Below are 16875 nucleotides of genomic sequence, written 5' to 3'. Positions count from 1 at the left end.
GTTGCTTTTTAATTTATCGTAGAAAAGGCAGATAGGGCTCTGGATAAGAGGACAGATCCCCATGAAATTCATATTCCACAAAAGCAGGATGATCTCGATGCGGAATTCCATTAAACGTAGATTCTTTCCATGTCTCAGCATCTAGTGCATAGACCAAAGAGCCGAAAAAAGGCTGTAAGATACTACTTATACGATTTTTAGTATAATAGTTTAATTGACGATTCATTCCATAGCCAATAACAAATATAGAACCTAATATAACATTTTTTTATAATAACCACTATCAATTATCGCTAGTTTAGTGATTTCTTGTAACGGAATCGCTGTATAGAAAAAAGGAGTATTTAATCGTTGTACGCCTACAATCAACTCACAAGATGTGATGGCATAAAAGTAACCTTCCTGATTTCGATTCTCTTCTGTGAACAGTTGTAAAGTATCAGTAACATGTTCATTTACCGAAAATATATCGAAGTCACTTTCAATATCCAAAATTGATTCTTCTGGCAAAAATAGATGTTGTGCTCTCAAAGCTTCAATCAATTTACTCTTTTTTAATCGAATACGACTACTTTTTTTATCTTTAAATAATTGCAGAATCAAAATAATGATAGGAGTTGCGATCCAAAATGAGAAATCATTAAATCCAACTAGCAAAAACGAGATGAAAATCAGTCCAATCAAAATCTGAAACAAGGTCATTTTAAAGTTAATTTGCTTAGGTGTTCGGCGATAGTAACTAAATTTCTTTCCTTTTCGATAAGGGTTAGCGACAACCGTATGTAAATAGCTATCTCTAATCTGTACTACACCCCCAATTAACATCAATATAATAGGGATAAATTCTAATACTGAATATGATTCTGTATCTAGACTTGCCAGCACAAACAAGGCAAATACAATCATAATCATAATAAACCATTCTAGGGCATACTCTTTGATTCGACTCCAAAATAACTTCCTATACAAATCCACAATAATCCTCCTATCAAAGCTTAGTATGTATTCCACTTTGTATTATCGGTCAGTATAGGTTCAATCTAAAGGTAGCACTCAGCAAAAGTAAAAGAGTATAAAAAAAGAAGCACCTATTCTATAAGAATAAGCACTTCTCCAATACATATATGAGCTGCTTTGATAGACAAAGACTTTATTATAAAATCTTAACGATTTAACATTTTCATACTTTCAGGCGCATAACGCTCACCGACAGCAGAACCTTTAGGAGCGGCTTCATCAATCGTTTTTAATTCAGCATCGGTTAACTTCACTTGCGTTGCACCGATATTCTCAAGCAAATATTTGACACGTTTGGTTCCAGGAATCGGAGCGATATCTTCGCCTTGAGCCAGTAACCATGCTAATGCTAGTTGAGAAGGTGAACAATCTTTCGTTTTGGCAATTTCTTGAATACGTTGCACCAAATCCAGATTCTTCTGGAAATTCTCTCCTTGAAAACGTGGAGAATAACGACGGTAATCATCTTCTGCCAAATCTTCAAATGACGTAATCTGACCTGTCAAAAATCCACGTCCTAGAGGGCTATAAGGAACGAATCCGATTCCAAGCTCACGACAAGTGGGCAAAATCTCATCTTCTACATCACGACTCCATAGTGAATATTCCGTCTGCAAAGCAGAGATCGGATGAGTTTGATGTGCACGACGAATCGTTTCAGAGGATGCTTCAGATAGTCCAAGATAACGAACTTTACCAGCCTGTACAAGATCACTCATCGCCCCAACTGTTTCTTCGATCGGAACATCTGGATCGACACGATGCTGATAATAGAGATCGATCGTATCAAGACCAAGACGTTTAAGACTGTTATCGCAAGCTTCTTTCACATATTCAGGACGACCGCTAATCCCTACATAAGAACCATCTTCATTGCGGACATTACCGAACTTGGTGGCTAGAATCACTTGATCACGATTTTGCTGCATAAAAGGCCCGATTAATTTCTCATTCGCCCCTATGCCATACATATCTGCTGTATCAAAAAAGGTAACTCCATTATCCAATGCGACTTGTAAGGTGTGTAGTGCTTCTTTTTCATCGATCTCACCGTAAAATTCGGACATACCCATACAACCTAGACCCAGTGTCGAGACTTGTAACCCTTGTGAACCTAATTTCCGTTGATCCATGAATACAACTCCTCATCATCCAATAGAGTAGCTCCACCTATCGCTAGATACAGATAAAAGTGTGCTCTTTAATACATAACCCTTTGTACCCTGTGTTTGCTTCAATACAGATCAGAATAACCAGCTAAGCAAAGGTAAACTGTGTATGTTCTGACATATTACTTTCTTTATTATAGTCTTATTGATCTTACGTATTCAAATAAGCATCGTTACTCTAAAAAAAAGTACGCTACCACCGTAATTAAGGATATGAAATGGTTACTTCTTGTGCTATAATTAAGAGTCGTAACCACTAATATTTCCCAATATTATGTGTAGATCGATATGGAATGATGATGTTTGTTTTGATGATAGACTATGTAAAGTTAAACTGCGCATGCAGCAGATTGAATAAAAGAAGAGGTGGATTTCCGTGTTAGATCGTTTACAAGCATTAGCGGACCGCTATGATAAATTGAGCGAGTTATTGTGTGACCCTGACGTAGCAAGTGATTCCAAACGTTTAAGAGATTTATCCAAAGAGCAATCTGATCTACAACCTATGTATGAAGCGTATATCGAATACCGCAAAGTCACTGAAGAATTAGATGCTGCTAAAGTGATGCAAGGCGAGAAGTTAGATGATGAAATGCGTGAAATGGTCAAAATGGAGATCGATGAACTTTCCACTCGTAAAGACGAGTTAGAAGCTCAGATCCATATTTTATTGTTACCTAAAGATCCTAACGATGATAAAAATGTAATCGTTGAGATTCGCGGAGCAGCAGGTGGAGATGAAGCGGCTTTATTTGCAGCTGACCTTTACCGTATGTACACTCGTTATGCAGATACACAAGGCTGGCGTGTTGAAATGATGGATGCAAGTACCAGTGATCTAGGTGGATTTAAAGAAGTAACATTCTTGATCAATGGACGTGGAGCATACAGTAAGCTGAAATTCGAAAGTGGAGCACACCGTGTGCAACGTATTCCTACGACTGAATCAGGCGGACGTATTCATACTTCTACCTCTACAGTAGCTGTTATGCCCGAAGCAGAAGAGTTAGAAATCGAGATTCACGATCGTGATATCCGTGTGGATACATTCTGTTCAAGTGGAGCAGGCGGACAGTCTGTTAATACGACCAAATCTGCCGTACGTGTAACTCATATGCCTACAGGAATTATGGCGACTTGTCAGGATGGTAAGTCTCAGAACTCGAATAAAGATAAAGCATTACAAGTACTTCGTGCACGTATCTCCGACATGATGCGTCAAGAAGAAGAAGCCAAATATGCAGGCGAACGTAAAAGTAAAGTAGGTACAGGTGACCGTAGTGAACGTATCCGTACGTACAACTTTCCACAAAGCCGTGTAACTGATCACCGTATTGGTCTAACCATGCACCGTTTGGATCAAATCATGAATGGTGAGATCGAAGATATCGTATCTGCATTGACGTTAGCAGAACAAGCAGATTTGATGGAAAAAGAGGCATAATCTATTGGTACAACAGACAGAACAATTTACGATGAAGCCAGAACAAAGTATACGGGAAGCCTATGTTGAGGCTTCTTCTTTTTTAAGTGCTCATCAAGTGATGGAGCCTGAATCGAATAGTCGTCTTTTGCTCGAATGGGTGCTTGGAGTAGAAGGTTCTGCTTTTTATATGGCGATGTTTGAACCGTTTCCTTATGATAAACAGCAATTATGGCAAGAAGTTATTATGCGCAAAGTAGCAGGGGAACCTGCGCAATACATTATAGGTGAACAAGAATTCTATGGTGAGCGATTTATCGTCACTCCTGCGGTGCTGATTCCTCGCCCTGAGACAGAATTGTTGGTCGAAGCGGTAGTGAAGATCGGTCAACAACGGATGGTTGAACAAGCCGATCAATCGCCTTTTGTCTGTGCAGATATCGGAACAGGTAGCGGAGCGATAGCGTTAACGATTGCACGCATGTGTCCAACATGGCAAGTGTGGGCAAGTGATATTTCACCGGATGCGCTATCCGTCGCCAAGCAAAATAGTATCCAGCAGAACACACCAATTCACTGGCATGAAGGTAATTTGTTAGAACCTTTTGCCGGGCAGAATATTGATATTTTAGTATCCAATCCTCCTTATATTCCAGATGAAGATATTCTGGCATTACAGCCTGAAGTTAAAGATTATGAGCCGATGACTGCACTTGCAGGAGGACCGGATGGGTTAGGTCCTTATCGCATTATGATGGCCCAATTAACGTTACTACCTGCATTGCCCAAAGTGATCGGTTTTGAGCTTGGGATTGGACAAGCACAGGATGTAGCGGATATGGTTAGAAGTGTAGGTTATGAACGTATTGAGATTATCGCTGACCTTGCAGGTATCCAGCGGCACGTCATAGGTATAAAAGAAAGTTAAGGTTGAACCGGAAAAGGGGGCAGACATGATCGCCAAGCTTAAAAGAATAGATTGGAATTTATTTACCATTCTGCTAGTTATGATGGGAGTCAGTATAGCTGTTATTTACAGCGCTACTCATAGTACGCCCAAGTTTGCCAATTCGACAGAACGAATGATCATTTACTATATTGCAGGATTTGTTGTATTTTTCGTGATGTCGATGGTCAACTACCGGATCTGGCTCAAGTATTCTCTTTATATTTATGGCGCAGGGTTAGTGTTGTTATTACTCGTTATGGTTATTGGACAAACGCTGAATAATGCACAAGGTTGGCTTAGTATTGGTGGACTCAGTCTACAGCCTGCCGAGTTATTCAAAATGGTATTAATTTTATTTCTAGCAACATTACTTTCACGTAAAGAACAATTAAAACTCTTATTCTGGCGTGATGTGACTCCGCTGATTGCGATTACGTTTATTCCATTTGCTTTAGTTATGGCTCAAAATGATTTGGGTAACGCTTTGAGTTATCTGATTATTATGATGGCATTACTATGGATCGGTAATATTAAATATACGCAAGCGATTTTATTTACATCCTTAGCTATTGTGATGGTTATTGTCGGTATTCGCAGTTATGTTGCTTATCACGATAATATCAAAACTTATCTCGCAGATATCAAGCGTGATCACTGGATGGAACGGTTAGATCCATGGTTAATGCCTGATCAAGCTACAGAGAAAGCGATCTATCATACACGTAATGCGAAGCTTGCTATAGCCTCCGGTGGACTGAGTGGTGAAGGGTATATGAAAGGAACATCGGTTCAATCGGATCGTGTTCCATTAACCTACTCAGATTCTATTTTTGTTGTAGTGGCCGAAGAGTTTGGATTTATAGGCGCAGCTATTTTATTACTGCTCTATTTCACCTTAATTCATCGCTTAATTCTAGTGTCGTTAGAATGCCGGGAGCGAGCAGGACCTTACATTATTATAGGAATAGTTGCGATGTTGTTATATCAGATTTTTGAAAATATCGGTATGTTTATCGGCATTATGCCATTAACAGGGATTACGTTACCATTTATCAGCTTTGGCGGTACATCATTGGTAATGAATATGGCATGTATGGGACTCGTAATGAGTATACGAATTCATAATCAAGAAGATAACGATGAAGTTTCTGTGAATGTCACTCAACGTTATGCATTGAATAAATAAAGCCAAGGTCATCAGCAAGGAGGCATGACATGATGAACAACCAGACAGAGAATCACAGCGAACAGCCTCAAGCAGATTCTCTGTTCACTTGTTGGGATGTGCGTCATTCAGAGCATATAGAACAACAATTAAGCGAAGCCGGTCAGATTTTGGCAAATGGCGGTATTGTCGCTTTTCCCACAGAAACAGTATATGGACTTGGAGCAGATGCCCGCAATACACATGCGGTAGCATCTGTTTTTACTGCCAAAGGAAGACCTTCAGATAATCCATTAATTGTGCATATTTCAGATCGTGATCAGTTGAGCAGTTTGGTTTCTGAGGTTAGCGATTTAGAACAGATGTTAATCAATCATTTCTGGCCAGGACCGCTTACACTAGTGATGCCTGTACGTCCTGATACCGTATCTCCTCTGGTAACAGCTGGACTACAGACAGTAGCGATACGTATGCCCGATCATCCGGTAGCGTTAGCTTTGATTAGTGCTTCTGGATGTCCGCTAGCGGCTCCTAGCGCCAACCGTTCAGGTCGACCGAGTCCAACAACAGCTGCACATGTGATTGAAGATTTATCTGCTGTGATCGATGGAGTGGTCGATGGAGGAAGTGCAGGGATTGGTGTTGAATCAACAGTCATTCAGGTACAAGACAATAATACGATTATGATTCTTCGCCCGGGTGGTATTACGGAAGAGCAATTATCTTCTTTTGCTCCTGTCACTTGTGATCCTGCTCTGAATGATGCGGCTACAGCATTGGTTCCACGTTCACCGGGTATGAAATACACGCATTATGCACCCCAAGGATCAATGACAATTGTGATGGGATCGCAAGATAACGTCGTTAATCAATATATAGAACAACAGATTAGACAAGCTCAAGCACGTGGTGAGAAAACAGGTGTATTGGTTTTTGATGAAAATCCATTGCATCTAGCAGATACACTGGGTTTATCGCTAGGCAGTCGTGATCATCTTGAAGAAGCGGCGAACCGATTGTATGCGGCTTTGCGTACATTTGATCGTGAAGGTATTACTTTTATTATGTCGCAAGGCTGTGAGCAACAAGGTGTAGGTGTAGCTGTAATGAACCGTTTATCCAAAGCTGCGGGTGGTCAGATTATTCATTTGTAAAAATAGTGATTACATGCGCTAAATTTGGTATAATGATTGATACGGAAAGATTATATTTCCGGTCACCCAAGTCTCACATTATAATGATACGGGAGGTACAGAGAATGCATCACATATTGTTCGTATGTACCGGTAACACCTGTCGAAGTCCTATGGCGGAAGGTTTTATGCGTAAGCTTGCGAGCGAGCGCGGTGTCGATGTGGAGGTTCGTTCAGCCGGTGTAGCTGCTGTAGATGGAATGTCTGTATCCCGTCATGCCGAAGCGGTTCTCAAAGATCATAATATACATGAACAATTATTATCTTCCTCTTTGACTGGAGCAACTATTCATTGGGCAGATCTCATACTCACATTAACAGGGAGTCACAAGCAACATGTGATTCGTAATTTTCCAGAGTCGGCAGGCAAAGTGTACACGTTGAAGGAATATGCAGAAAATGATCACAAAGTGCTACGCGATCTCAAAGAGTTGGATAGCTTATACGCAACGATCGAAATGAATCGTTCTTTAGGCGAAGAAGTACATCCGACTGATCGTCAGCGGTTGATCGAAATTCAACAGCGTATTCCAAGCTTCGATATTGTAGATCCTTTTGGCGGTAGTCGGGATGATTATGAAGTCGCCGCAGCTGATATTCGTCTTGCATTAGAAAAGTTAATCGACAAGATTCAAGCCTATCGTACGCAATAAGCTAGAGGTTAATTTTAGAATAGATATTGATTTTACGAAAAACATGTCTTATGATGTAACTCATAAGAGAGATCCGATGTAACTGGCGACGAGAGTGGAGATGAACCACGATGGAGCATCGGAACATACGGCCGGTCGCCTGGGCAAAAGAGCAGACGTGCGATATTTTTCGCGCACGTTGTGCTCTTTTTTTGTTCTTTACATGTTGTAACTCCTTCTCTCATCTTGTTGTCGCCGTTAGCCCTATGCTTGCGCTATAATAAAAAACGAGTGCATTGCACACGTACCTTTTGCAGATAGTGAATGAGCTAAGAAAGCACAAGGAGGATTGAACGATGAGTGATCAGGAAAAAATACAACAAATTCGTTTAGATGCCGCAGCTATTGTACGCGAGTTAGCAGAAGAAGCTAAGCTAGATCGCCATAAGCTACTGGTGATCGGTGGAAGCACCAGTGAAATCGCAGGCAAACATATCGGAACAGCCGGAACGTTAGATGTTGCTGAAGCATTGGTGGAAGGGATTCGAGAAGTACAAGCTGAATACGGATTCCGGTTAGCTTTTCAATGTTGTGAGCATTTGAATCGAGCATTGGTGATGGAACGAGATACACTGGATCACTACAATTATAATGAAGTCGCCGCAGTACCGATTCCCAAAGCAGGCGGATCGATGGCAACCTATGCATATCAGACATTTGTTCATCCTTGTTTGGCAGAACAGATTGAAGCACATGCAGGTATCGATTTTGGAGAGACCTTGATCGGTATGCATTTGAAAAGAATAGCGGTCCCTTATCGACCTGCAATTCGTTTTGTAGGCGAAGCTAGAGTCAACGCAGCGCGTACACGTCCACCTTTGATTGGTGGCGAAAGAGCCGTCTACACACCGATGGTTCATGCAGATCGATAAGCTTAAATAGTTGATCTCTAAATTTAAAATAAGCAATCCAAAACAGGTATTCAACCGATCTCTAGGAGGAATTAAACAATGATGGAGCAATTACGAAAGAACGATCCGGCAGTACTAGAAGCAATGGGACTTGAACTTAAGCGTCAACGTGACAACATCGAATTAATCGCTTCTGAAAATATTGTAAGTGAAGCGGTTATCGAAGCTTTGGGTTCGGTATTAACGAACAAATATGCAGAAGGCTATCCAGGCAAACGCTACTATGGCGGTTGTGAACATGTAGATGTGGTTGAAGATATCGCTCGTGATCGTGCGAAGCAATTGTTTGGTGCAGAACATGTCAATGTACAGCCTCACTCAGGTGCACAAGCGAATATGGCGGTTTATCTTGCAGCGCTCAAACCAGGTGATACTGTTCTAGGGATGAACCTTGCTCATGGTGGACATTTAACACATGGTAGCCCTGTAAATGCTTCTGGGTTGTTGTATAACTTTGTGGCTTACGGTGTACAAGAAGATACATTCCTTATCGATTATGATGAAGTTCGCAAAGCAGCGTTCAAACATCGTCCTCGTATGATCGTAGCTGGTGCTAGTGCATATCCGCGTACGATTGATTTTGAAAAATTAGCTTCGATTGCAAATGATGTAGGTGCTTTATTTATGGTGGATATGGCGCATATCGCAGGATTGGTAGCAGCTGGAGAACATCCAAGTCCTGTACCTCATGCGCATTTTGTTACAACAACAACACACAAAACACTTCGTGGACCTCGCGGCGGTATGATTATGTGTACTAAAGCATGGGCACAAGCGATTGATAAAGCAGTATTCCCGGGTTCACAAGGTGGTCCATTGATGCATGTTATTGCTTCCAAAGCAGTTTCTTTCGGTGAAGCATTACAACCTTCTTTCAAAACTTATGCTCAAAATGTAGTCAAAAATGCAAAAGTGCTTGCTCAAACATTAGTAGACGAAGGATTGACCATCGTTTCAGGGGGTACAGACAATCACTTGATGCTTGTGGATACACGTAGCGTGAATATCACAGGTAAAGAAGCAGAGCATGTTCTGGATTCTGTAGGCATCACAACGAACAAAAATGCGATTCCTTTTGATCCAACAAGCCCGTTTATTACAAGTGGTATCCGTCTAGGAACACCAGCAGCGACTTCTCGTGGTATGGATGAAGCAGCAATGGTGAAGATCGGTCAAATTATTGCGATGACGCTTAAAGCACCTAAAGATGAAGCTGTTCTTGCCCAAGCAAGTGCGCAAGTTGCTGAATTAACAAGCCAATACCCTTTATATCAACAAATGAATTATTAATTTCAAAACCAAATAAAGAGCTCCTTAACACCGTTAACTTCTAGATAACCGGCAGAAATTCTTATTTCTGTCGGTTTTTAATTATTTTTTTTAAAAAAATTTGAAAGATTTACTGCCATTTAAGCCATTTACCATTATAATAGAAAAGACTGGGTGGAAATGCTGTAGAATTTGTTTTTATCTGGTAATTGTAAGCGTTATATTGATAGACTCAATATAGAAAATGGATTTTGCTATGCTAAAAATCATGTTTGATAAGAGCTATATTTACGCTCATCAAAGTATGAAGTATTAAAAAGAAATAATTCGACAGGATATCGGATGAAATTGCCCACAGGGAATGATATAATAGACGAGGTTTATGGGGTAAGAACGTATTCCCCTAATCCTTTTGCTTTGTGGAATGGCCACAAAACCTGATGTGATAGCAAATAGGATGTAGCTAATGTTTATTATTGAAAAGTACCGGAGGGAAAAACCATGGCAAAATTAGTAATATGCGATCATCCTTTAATTCAACACAAATTAACATTTATTCGTGATGTACAGACTAACACGAAAGATTTCCGCGAGCTTGTTGACGAAGTCGCAACATTAATGGCTTACGAAATCACACGTGATATTCCACTTGAATCAATTCCGGTAGAAACACCTGTAATCAAAACAGAAGGTAAAGTCATTTCTGGACGTATGTTAGGTCTGATTCCTATTTTGCGCGCAGGATTGGGTATGTTAGATGGCGTTCTTAAATTGTTGCCAGCAGCTAAAGTAGGACATGTGGGATTGTTCCGTGATCCAGAAACATTCCAACCGGTTGAATATTATGTGAAGCTTCCGACAGATGTACAAGAACGCGAATTGATCGTTATTGATCCAATGTTAGCAACAGGCGGTTCTGCTATTGCTGCGATCGATGTTCTTAAAAAGCGTGGATGTACTCAGATCAAAATGATGAATCTTATCGCTGCTCCTGAAGGGGTCAAAGCTGTTCAAGACGCTCACCCGGATGTAGATATTTATGTTGCTGCATTGGATGAGAAGTTGGATGAGCATGGATATATCGTACCTGGACTCGGCGATGCCGGAGACCGCTTGTACGGAACCAAGTAAAGCGAGGTAATCCCAGACTTATGAAAAAAATTAAAGTAATGACTATTTTCGGTGTACGTCCTGAAGCAATCAAAATGGCTCCATTGATTTTGGAATTGCAAAAACATCCTGAACATATTGAGTCAATCGTTTGCGTCACTGCGCAACATCGTCAAATGTTGGATCAGGTTCTTGAAGTTTTTAATATCACTCCAGACTATGATCTTGATGTAATGAAAGATCGTCAGACGCTAAACGAAATTTCGATGCGTGTACTTAGTGGCTTAGAGCCAGTATTGCAAGAAGTGAAGCCTGATATTGTTCTGGTTCATGGAGATACGTTGACTACGTTTCTTGCGAGCTATGCTTCATTTATGCAGCAGATTAATGTGGGTCATGTGGAAGCAGGACTACGTACGTGGAACAAGCTTTCACCTTATCCTGAAGAAATGAATCGCCAATTGACAGGTGTACTTGCAGATTTACACTTTGCACCAACAAGTTGGTCGGCAGGCAATTTGCTAAAAGAAAATAAATTGCCGTCAAGCGTGTATATCACAGGCAACACGGTTACAGATGTGTTTCAATATACTGTACAGCCTGATTATCACCATCCTGTTTTGGAATGGGCAGAAGGTAAACGTCTGATCTTGATGACTGCACATCGCCGTGAATCACAAGGCGAACCACATCGTAATATTTTCCGCGCGGTCAAGCGTATTGCTGACGAATTTGAAGATATTGCTATTGTGTATCCAGTGCATCCAAGTCCAGCTGTCAAAGAACCTGCTCATGAAATATTAGGCAACCATCCGCGCATTCAGTTGATCGATCCTCTGGATGTTGTCGATTTGCATAATTTTTATCCGCATACGCATCTGATCTTAACCGATTCAGGTGGTCTTCAAGAAGAAGCACCTTCATTTGGTGTTCCTGTGCTGGTGCTACGTGATACCACAGAGCGTCCAGAGGGAATAGAAGCAGGTACACTTGAAATGGTAGGTACAGATGAAGAGAAGATCTATGAGCGTGCACATGCACTGCTGAGCGATCCTGAACTGTATGCTTCGATGAGTGAAGCTTCTAATCCTTATGGTGATGGTCAGGCATCGCCACGGATTGTCAATGCTATTTTGCACCATTATGGTATTTTAGAGGATCGTCCTGAAGAGTTTCACACAACGTTCAAAAAAGGTCCCACAGTCGTATTGTGAAAAATGATTCCACAGTATACAGTGGTACTGTAGGGTTAGTGTGATGAAACGCTTCATATCAACGATGTTCTGTGAAAGTCTTGCGTTAATGCGCTAAAGGAAGATGGTTTGACAAAGGCTTAGCCGATTCAGTACAATGAACTGGGATTCCGAGGGTGGAGTGTAGAATGGCAGATGAACCCAAATCAAGCAATTCAAGTTCAAGCCCGTGGAAAGCGGTTGGACTTGTGAGTGTGATTGGAATAGATTTAGCTGTATGTACACTCGCCGGATTCTGGTTCGGTTCCTGGCTGGATAAAGTATGGAATAGTTCAGGAATAGGAACCGGACTCGGAGTACTTGCAGGTATGATTCTAGGTATTTTCGGTATTGTTCTTATCATTAAGAAAATAGTGGGGGAAACGAATGAATGAAATACCAAGTTACATTTATTGGCTGACCCGGACTACCTTTGTTTTTCTAGCTCTTTGCTTTGTAGCGGTTGCATTCCTGCCTCAATCTCGTCCGATCGCTTTTGGGATGATCATTGGTTCGGCAGTCAGTTATATCAACACCAAATATTTAGCTAAAAAAGTAAGTATGATGACTGAAGCAGCAGCAACAGGTAGAAGAGGACCGAAGGGTCTAGGGTTTGCACAACGTGCAGCAATTTCGATCGGAGCGGTAGTACTTGCTATTGAGTTCCCGCATTTGTTTGAAATTCATGCCCTAGCTGGCAGTTTGGTGTTCGCACCATTCGCGCTAATTGTTATCGGTTATTTCCTTTCTCGCCATGAGCGTGATAACTCCGATAATGAAAGGGGTGAGAAAAATGCATGAATCACCGATGATAAACGTCGGGGGCATCGATTTTGATTTATCTATCATTATTGCGTTGATTGTTAGTTGTGCTGTAGTGTTTATTCTAGTGAAACTAGCAACGCGTAATCTATCGGTAGAAAATCCAGGCAAGCTGCAAAACTTTATGGAATGGGTCGTAGAATTCGTTCAAGGACTGATTTCCAGTACAATGGACTACAAAAAAGGAAAGCCTTTTCTTTCTCTCGGTTTGACTTTGATTATGTTCATCTTTGTTAGCAATATGCTTGGGCTTCCATTTGGTTTAGTGTTCGATTATACAAGCGTAGAAAAAGCTACAGCTTTTGGTCAACCATTAACATCTGTAGTGGACGGACTGGCAAAAGGAAGTCATGGTGTGGAAGTCGCTTGGTGGAAATCACCTACAGCTGATGCTGGAGCAGCGATGGGTCTGGCACTAATCGTATTCATTCTTGTCCATTACCTAGGTATGGTCAGAAATACGAAGTCATACTTCAAACACTATTTCAAACCGTTCTTTTTCTTTTTCCCTATCAACTTGATCGAACAATTCTCCAAACTGTTGACACACGGTATGCGGCTATTCGGTAATATTTTTGCCGGCGAAGTTCTTATTGCGGTATTACTTAAAATGTCAGGCGTATGGTACGGAGCAATCGCTTCGGTTGTAGGTCTTATTGTATGGCAAGGATTCAGTATATTTGTTGGCTCTATCCAAGCCTTTGTCTTCACGATCCTGGCTATGGTATACATATCACAGTCACTAGAGACGGAAGAAGATCACTAAAATACTATCGGCACGTTTCGGCAACTTTTGAATAGTTGGTATCATCAGTCACTGTGTAAGGGTTCAAAGTTCGGAAGTAGGATAACCTTCATACCGGGCTCAATATAAATTTACTATCTCACATATCTTTAAGGAGGATTTTTAAATGGGAGCATTAGCATTTCTAGCAGCTGCTATCGCAGTAGGTTTGGGCGCATTGGGCGCAGGTATTGGTAACGGTCTAATCGTAAGTAAAACGGTTGAAGGTATCGCTCGTCAACCAGAAGCAAAAGCAACATTGCAAACAGTTATGTTTATCGGTGTAGGTTTGGTAGAAGCATTGCCAATCATCGGTGTAGTATTGGCGTTCATTTTCTACGCAGCAGCGTAAATCAAGCACACACATTGGCGGGGAAGGCCACAGCCATCCGCGCCTTCTTTTTAGCGTGCAGGGTACCTGAGAATTATTTAGATGTTTTGAGGAAGGAGTGAGCTGATTTGCATTTTGTATGGAGCAGTCTTGTAGTTACAATTATTGCTTTCTTGATTTTATATTGGTTATTAAGTCGTTATGCATTCGGTCCATTGTTCTCTGTCATGGAGAAAAGACGTGAGCTGGTTAAACAGCAAATGGATGAAGCTGCATTAACACGCAGTCAAGCAGCTCAATATGTCGAAGACCAAAAAGCTGCACTTCAACAAGCACGTAAGGACGCTCAAGATATTATTGAGCAATCCCGTCAGACAAGTAATCGTCAAGCTGAACAATTAATTACTCAAGCTAAAGAGGAAACGACGCGTCTTAAAGAAGAAGCGGCTCGTGAAATCGAAAGCGAGAAAAATAAAGCTGTTGCTGCACTTCGCAGTGAAATCGGCGCCGTCTCTGTACAGATCGCTTCTAAAGTACTGGAAAGAGAAGTGGATGCCAAAGCCCAAGATCAGTTGGTTGACAACTATCTGAAAGAAGTAGGGATTAGACAATGAGCCGGGATACAGTAGTATCTACGCGTTATGCCAAAGCCCTTTTCGAAGCTGCATCTGAAAATGGCGCTGTAGAAGAGACGGAACAAGAACTAAAAGCAATTGTTGAAGCTTTTGCACAAGATGCAGATCTTCGCAATTTTATAGCAACACCAAATGTATCTTTTGAAGATAAACGTCGTGTGATCGAAACTGCTTTTGCAGGCAAAGTATCACAACCGTTAATTCATACCATTACATTGTTGATCGAACGTGGAAGATATGGAATATTTGGCGAGTTGTTAAATAGTTACACTGAGATCGTAAGTAGAACTCTTAAAGTAGTCGATGCTTTTGTATATACACCTTATCCTTTAGATGAGCGTGAGCAAGCAGAAGTCATTGCTAGATTCGGACAACTATCAGGCAAACGAATTCGTGTGCAAAATATTGTAGACAAAACTCTTCTTGGCGGACTTAAAGTCGTCATCGGAGACATGCTGTACGATGGAAGTCTTTCAGGCAAGCTTAACCGTCTGGAAAAGTCTTTTCAAAGACAAGCACAGTAGATAGGGGGGACTGACTTGAGTATCAGACCTGAAGAAATCAGTACATTGATTAAAAGTCAAATCGAGCAATACAAAAACGATATTGAAGTCGTAGAAGTCGGAACGGTTATCCAAGTAAGTGATGGTATTGCCCGTGTATACGGTTTGCAAAATGCAATGTCAGGCGAACTTCTTGAGTTCTCTAACGGCGTAATGGGTATGGCTTTGAACTTGGAATCCAATAATGTCGGTGTTGTTATTCTTGGGGAATATTCACAAATTCGTGAAGGTGACCAAGTAAAACGCACAGGACGCATTATGCAAGTTCCTGTAGGGGAAGCTCTTCTAGGTCGCGTAGTCGATCCTTTGGGTCAACCTGTTGATGGTAAAGGACCTATTGCAGCAACAGAATTCCGTCCTGTTGAAGGCGGAGCACCTGGTGTTATTGATCGTAAATCGGTTCATGAACCTATGCAAACAGGGATCAAAGCTATCGATGCAATGGTTCCAATCGGTCGTGGACAACGTGAGTTGATCATCGGTGACCGTCAAACAGGTAAAACAGCGATTGCTATCGATGCAATCATTAACCAAAAAGGTCAAAACGTAAAATGTATTTATGTAGCGATTGGTCAAAAACAATCCACAGTTGCTCAAGTTGTAGAAACACTTCGTCGTCATGGCGCTTTGGAATACACCATCATCGTAACTGCTGCGGCTTCTGATCCTTCACCACTACTATACATCGCTCCATATGCAGGTTGTGCAATGGGTGAATACTTTATGTATAAAGGCGAACATGCATTGATTATTTATGATGATTTGTCCAAACAAGCGGCAGCTTATCGTGAATTATCCCTATTGCTTCGTCGTCCACCAGGTCGTGAAGCATTCCCAGGTGACGTGTTCTATCTTCACTCCCGTTTGCTAGAGCGTGCGGCTAAGCTTAGTGATGCAAAAGGTGGCGGTTCTTTAACAGCATTGCCATTTATTGAAACACAAGCATCTGACGTATCTGCTTATATTCCTACAAACGTAATCTCGATTACAGATGGACAGATTTTCTTGGAAGCTGACTTGTTCTATTCTGGTCAACGTCCAGCGATTAACGTTGGTATCTCAGTATCCCGTGTTGGTGGTTCCGCTCAGATTAAAGCGATGAAAAAGGTTGCAGGTACACTGCGTCTAGATCTAGCTCAATATCGTGAGCTTCAAGCGTTCTCTCAGTTCGGATCAGATCTTGATAAATCAACAATGTCCCGTCTAAACCGTGGTGCACGTATGATGGAAATTCTAAAACAAGGTGTTAACCAACCGTTGTTAGTAGAACAACAAGTGGTAAGCTTATACACTGCCGTTAAAGGTCATTTGGATGATATTCCGGTTGCTGATGTACGTCGCTTTGAGTCCGAGTTCCTTGCTTACATGGCAAGTAGCCAAGATGCGATTTTGCAATCGATTCGTGATACTAAAGATTTAACAGCTGATAATGAAAAAGCGTTGGTTGATGCAATCAATACCTTCAAAAAAGGTTTTGCTACCTCCAACTAAGTTCATTTGATCTAAAATAGATGTTCTGTAATGAAGTTGCTACAGCTCCGATAGCCAATCTGTCGGACTGTGGTCAACCATGATTCAGGAAACAACTTTGAACTTGTTTTCAGAGGGTT

General features: G+C 41.2%; 19 protein-coding genes and 1 riboswitch. Of the genes, 16 read left to right on the top strand and 3 right to left on the bottom strand.

Going from position 1 to position 16875, the window contains the following annotated elements; genetic code table 11:
• Window positions 1-13: 13 nt before the first annotated feature.
• The 3 genes from PaeCFBP13512_RS10645 to PaeCFBP13512_RS10635 all read right to left on the bottom strand — a co-directional run bounded on the left by PaeCFBP13512_RS10645 (window position 14) and on the right by PaeCFBP13512_RS10635 (window position 2150).
• Window positions 14-226: a hypothetical protein gene (locus PaeCFBP13512_RS10645; RefSeq protein ID WP_137222980.1), complete on the bottom strand. Its 213-nt coding sequence runs from the start codon at window positions 224-226 to the stop codon at window positions 14-16.
• Between the two features lie 26 nt (window positions 227-252).
• The gene (locus PaeCFBP13512_RS10640; protein ID WP_137222978.1) at window positions 253-975 is read right to left on the bottom strand and encodes a hypothetical protein; all 723 of its coding nucleotides are present in this window, start codon (window positions 973-975) and stop codon (window positions 253-255) included.
• 188 nt (window positions 976-1163) lie between these two features.
• On the bottom strand, window positions 1164-2150 hold the full coding sequence (locus tag PaeCFBP13512_RS10635; RefSeq protein ID WP_137222976.1) for an aldo/keto reductase: 987 nt from the start codon (window positions 2148-2150) through the stop codon (window positions 1164-1166).
• Window positions 2151-2562: 412 nt separating this feature from the next.
• Here PaeCFBP13512_RS10635 and prfA point away from each other — a divergent pair, with 412 nt between their 5' ends.
• From prfA to atpA, 16 genes are all read left to right on the top strand, one after another.
• A complete protein-coding gene (gene prfA, locus PaeCFBP13512_RS10630; protein WP_069328687.1) occupies window positions 2563-3630 on the top strand; it encodes a peptide chain release factor 1 in 1068 nt (355 codons plus the stop codon).
• A 31-nt stretch (window positions 3631-3661) separates the two neighbouring features.
• The gene (gene prmC / locus PaeCFBP13512_RS10625) at window positions 3662-4537 is read left to right on the top strand and encodes a peptide chain release factor N(5)-glutamine methyltransferase (RefSeq protein WP_069328694.1); all 876 of its coding nucleotides are present in this window, start codon (window positions 3662-3664) and stop codon (window positions 4535-4537) included.
• Window positions 4538-4562: 25 nt separating this feature from the next.
• Complete coding sequence (locus PaeCFBP13512_RS10620; RefSeq protein ID WP_069328686.1) at window positions 4563-5744, top strand: FtsW/RodA/SpoVE family cell cycle protein; 1182 nt, start codon at window positions 4563-4565, stop codon at window positions 5742-5744.
• A 32-nt stretch (window positions 5745-5776) separates the two neighbouring features.
• The gene (locus tag PaeCFBP13512_RS10615; RefSeq protein WP_241669347.1) at window positions 5777-6877 is read left to right on the top strand and encodes an L-threonylcarbamoyladenylate synthase; all 1101 of its coding nucleotides are present in this window, start codon (window positions 5777-5779) and stop codon (window positions 6875-6877) included.
• A 104-nt stretch (window positions 6878-6981) separates the two neighbouring features.
• The gene (locus tag PaeCFBP13512_RS10610; protein WP_069328684.1) at window positions 6982-7569 is read left to right on the top strand and encodes a low molecular weight protein arginine phosphatase; all 588 of its coding nucleotides are present in this window, start codon (window positions 6982-6984) and stop codon (window positions 7567-7569) included.
• A 68-nt stretch (window positions 7570-7637) separates the two neighbouring features.
• Window positions 7638-7721, top strand: a riboswitch (ZMP/ZTP riboswitch).
• 183 nt (window positions 7722-7904) lie between these two features.
• Complete coding sequence (locus PaeCFBP13512_RS10605) at window positions 7905-8480, top strand: TIGR01440 family protein (RefSeq protein ID WP_137222972.1); 576 nt, start codon at window positions 7905-7907, stop codon at window positions 8478-8480.
• A gap of 78 nt (window positions 8481-8558) precedes the next feature.
• Window positions 8559-9809 (top strand): serine hydroxymethyltransferase, encoded by a 1251-nt coding sequence (glyA, locus tag PaeCFBP13512_RS10600; RefSeq protein ID WP_069328682.1) that lies wholly within the window; start codon window positions 8559-8561, stop codon window positions 9807-9809.
• 480 nt (window positions 9810-10289) lie between these two features.
• Entirely contained in the window at window positions 10290-10919 is a 630-nt protein-coding gene (gene upp, locus PaeCFBP13512_RS10595) for a uracil phosphoribosyltransferase (protein WP_069328681.1), read from the top strand.
• A 20-nt stretch (window positions 10920-10939) separates the two neighbouring features.
• Window positions 10940-12112, top strand: coding sequence for a non-hydrolyzing UDP-N-acetylglucosamine 2-epimerase (wecB, locus tag PaeCFBP13512_RS10590; RefSeq protein ID WP_069328680.1), 1173 nt, complete (start codon window positions 10940-10942; stop codon window positions 12110-12112).
• Between the two features lie 167 nt (window positions 12113-12279).
• Window positions 12280-12525 (top strand): AtpZ/AtpI family protein, encoded by a 246-nt coding sequence (locus PaeCFBP13512_RS10585; RefSeq protein WP_137222970.1) that lies wholly within the window; start codon window positions 12280-12282, stop codon window positions 12523-12525.
• Window positions 12518-12931 (top strand): ATP synthase subunit I, encoded by a 414-nt coding sequence (locus tag PaeCFBP13512_RS10580; protein WP_069328678.1) that lies wholly within the window; start codon window positions 12518-12520, stop codon window positions 12929-12931. Before PaeCFBP13512_RS10585 ends, PaeCFBP13512_RS10580 begins: the two co-directional genes overlap by 8 nt.
• A complete protein-coding gene (gene atpB, locus PaeCFBP13512_RS10575; protein WP_069328677.1) occupies window positions 12924-13718 on the top strand; it encodes a F0F1 ATP synthase subunit A in 795 nt (264 codons plus the stop codon). The genes PaeCFBP13512_RS10580 and atpB overlap by 8 nt, the downstream gene beginning before the upstream one ends.
• A gap of 145 nt (window positions 13719-13863) precedes the next feature.
• Window positions 13864-14088, top strand: a complete 225-nt coding sequence (gene atpE, locus PaeCFBP13512_RS10570; protein ID WP_069328676.1) for a F0F1 ATP synthase subunit C — start codon at window positions 13864-13866, stop codon at window positions 14086-14088.
• 107 nt (window positions 14089-14195) lie between these two features.
• The gene (gene atpF, locus PaeCFBP13512_RS10565; RefSeq protein WP_069328675.1) at window positions 14196-14681 is read left to right on the top strand and encodes a F0F1 ATP synthase subunit B; all 486 of its coding nucleotides are present in this window, start codon (window positions 14196-14198) and stop codon (window positions 14679-14681) included.
• Window positions 14678-15226 (top strand): F0F1 ATP synthase subunit delta, encoded by a 549-nt coding sequence (locus PaeCFBP13512_RS10560; RefSeq protein WP_069328674.1) that lies wholly within the window; start codon window positions 14678-14680, stop codon window positions 15224-15226. Before atpF ends, PaeCFBP13512_RS10560 begins: the two co-directional genes overlap by 4 nt.
• A gap of 15 nt (window positions 15227-15241) precedes the next feature.
• Window positions 15242-16756: a F0F1 ATP synthase subunit alpha gene (gene atpA / locus PaeCFBP13512_RS10555; protein ID WP_069328673.1), complete on the top strand. Its 1515-nt coding sequence runs from the start codon at window positions 15242-15244 to the stop codon at window positions 16754-16756.
• The last annotated feature ends 119 nt before the right edge of the window (window positions 16757-16875 follow it).

The organism is Paenibacillus sp. CFBP13512 (assembly GCF_005233705.1).
GTDB lineage: Bacteria > Bacillota > Bacilli > Paenibacillales > Paenibacillaceae > Saccharibacillus > Saccharibacillus nuruki.
The sequence above is the reverse complement of the archived record's forward strand: the minus strand, read 5'-3'. Positions and strand labels throughout refer to the sequence as shown.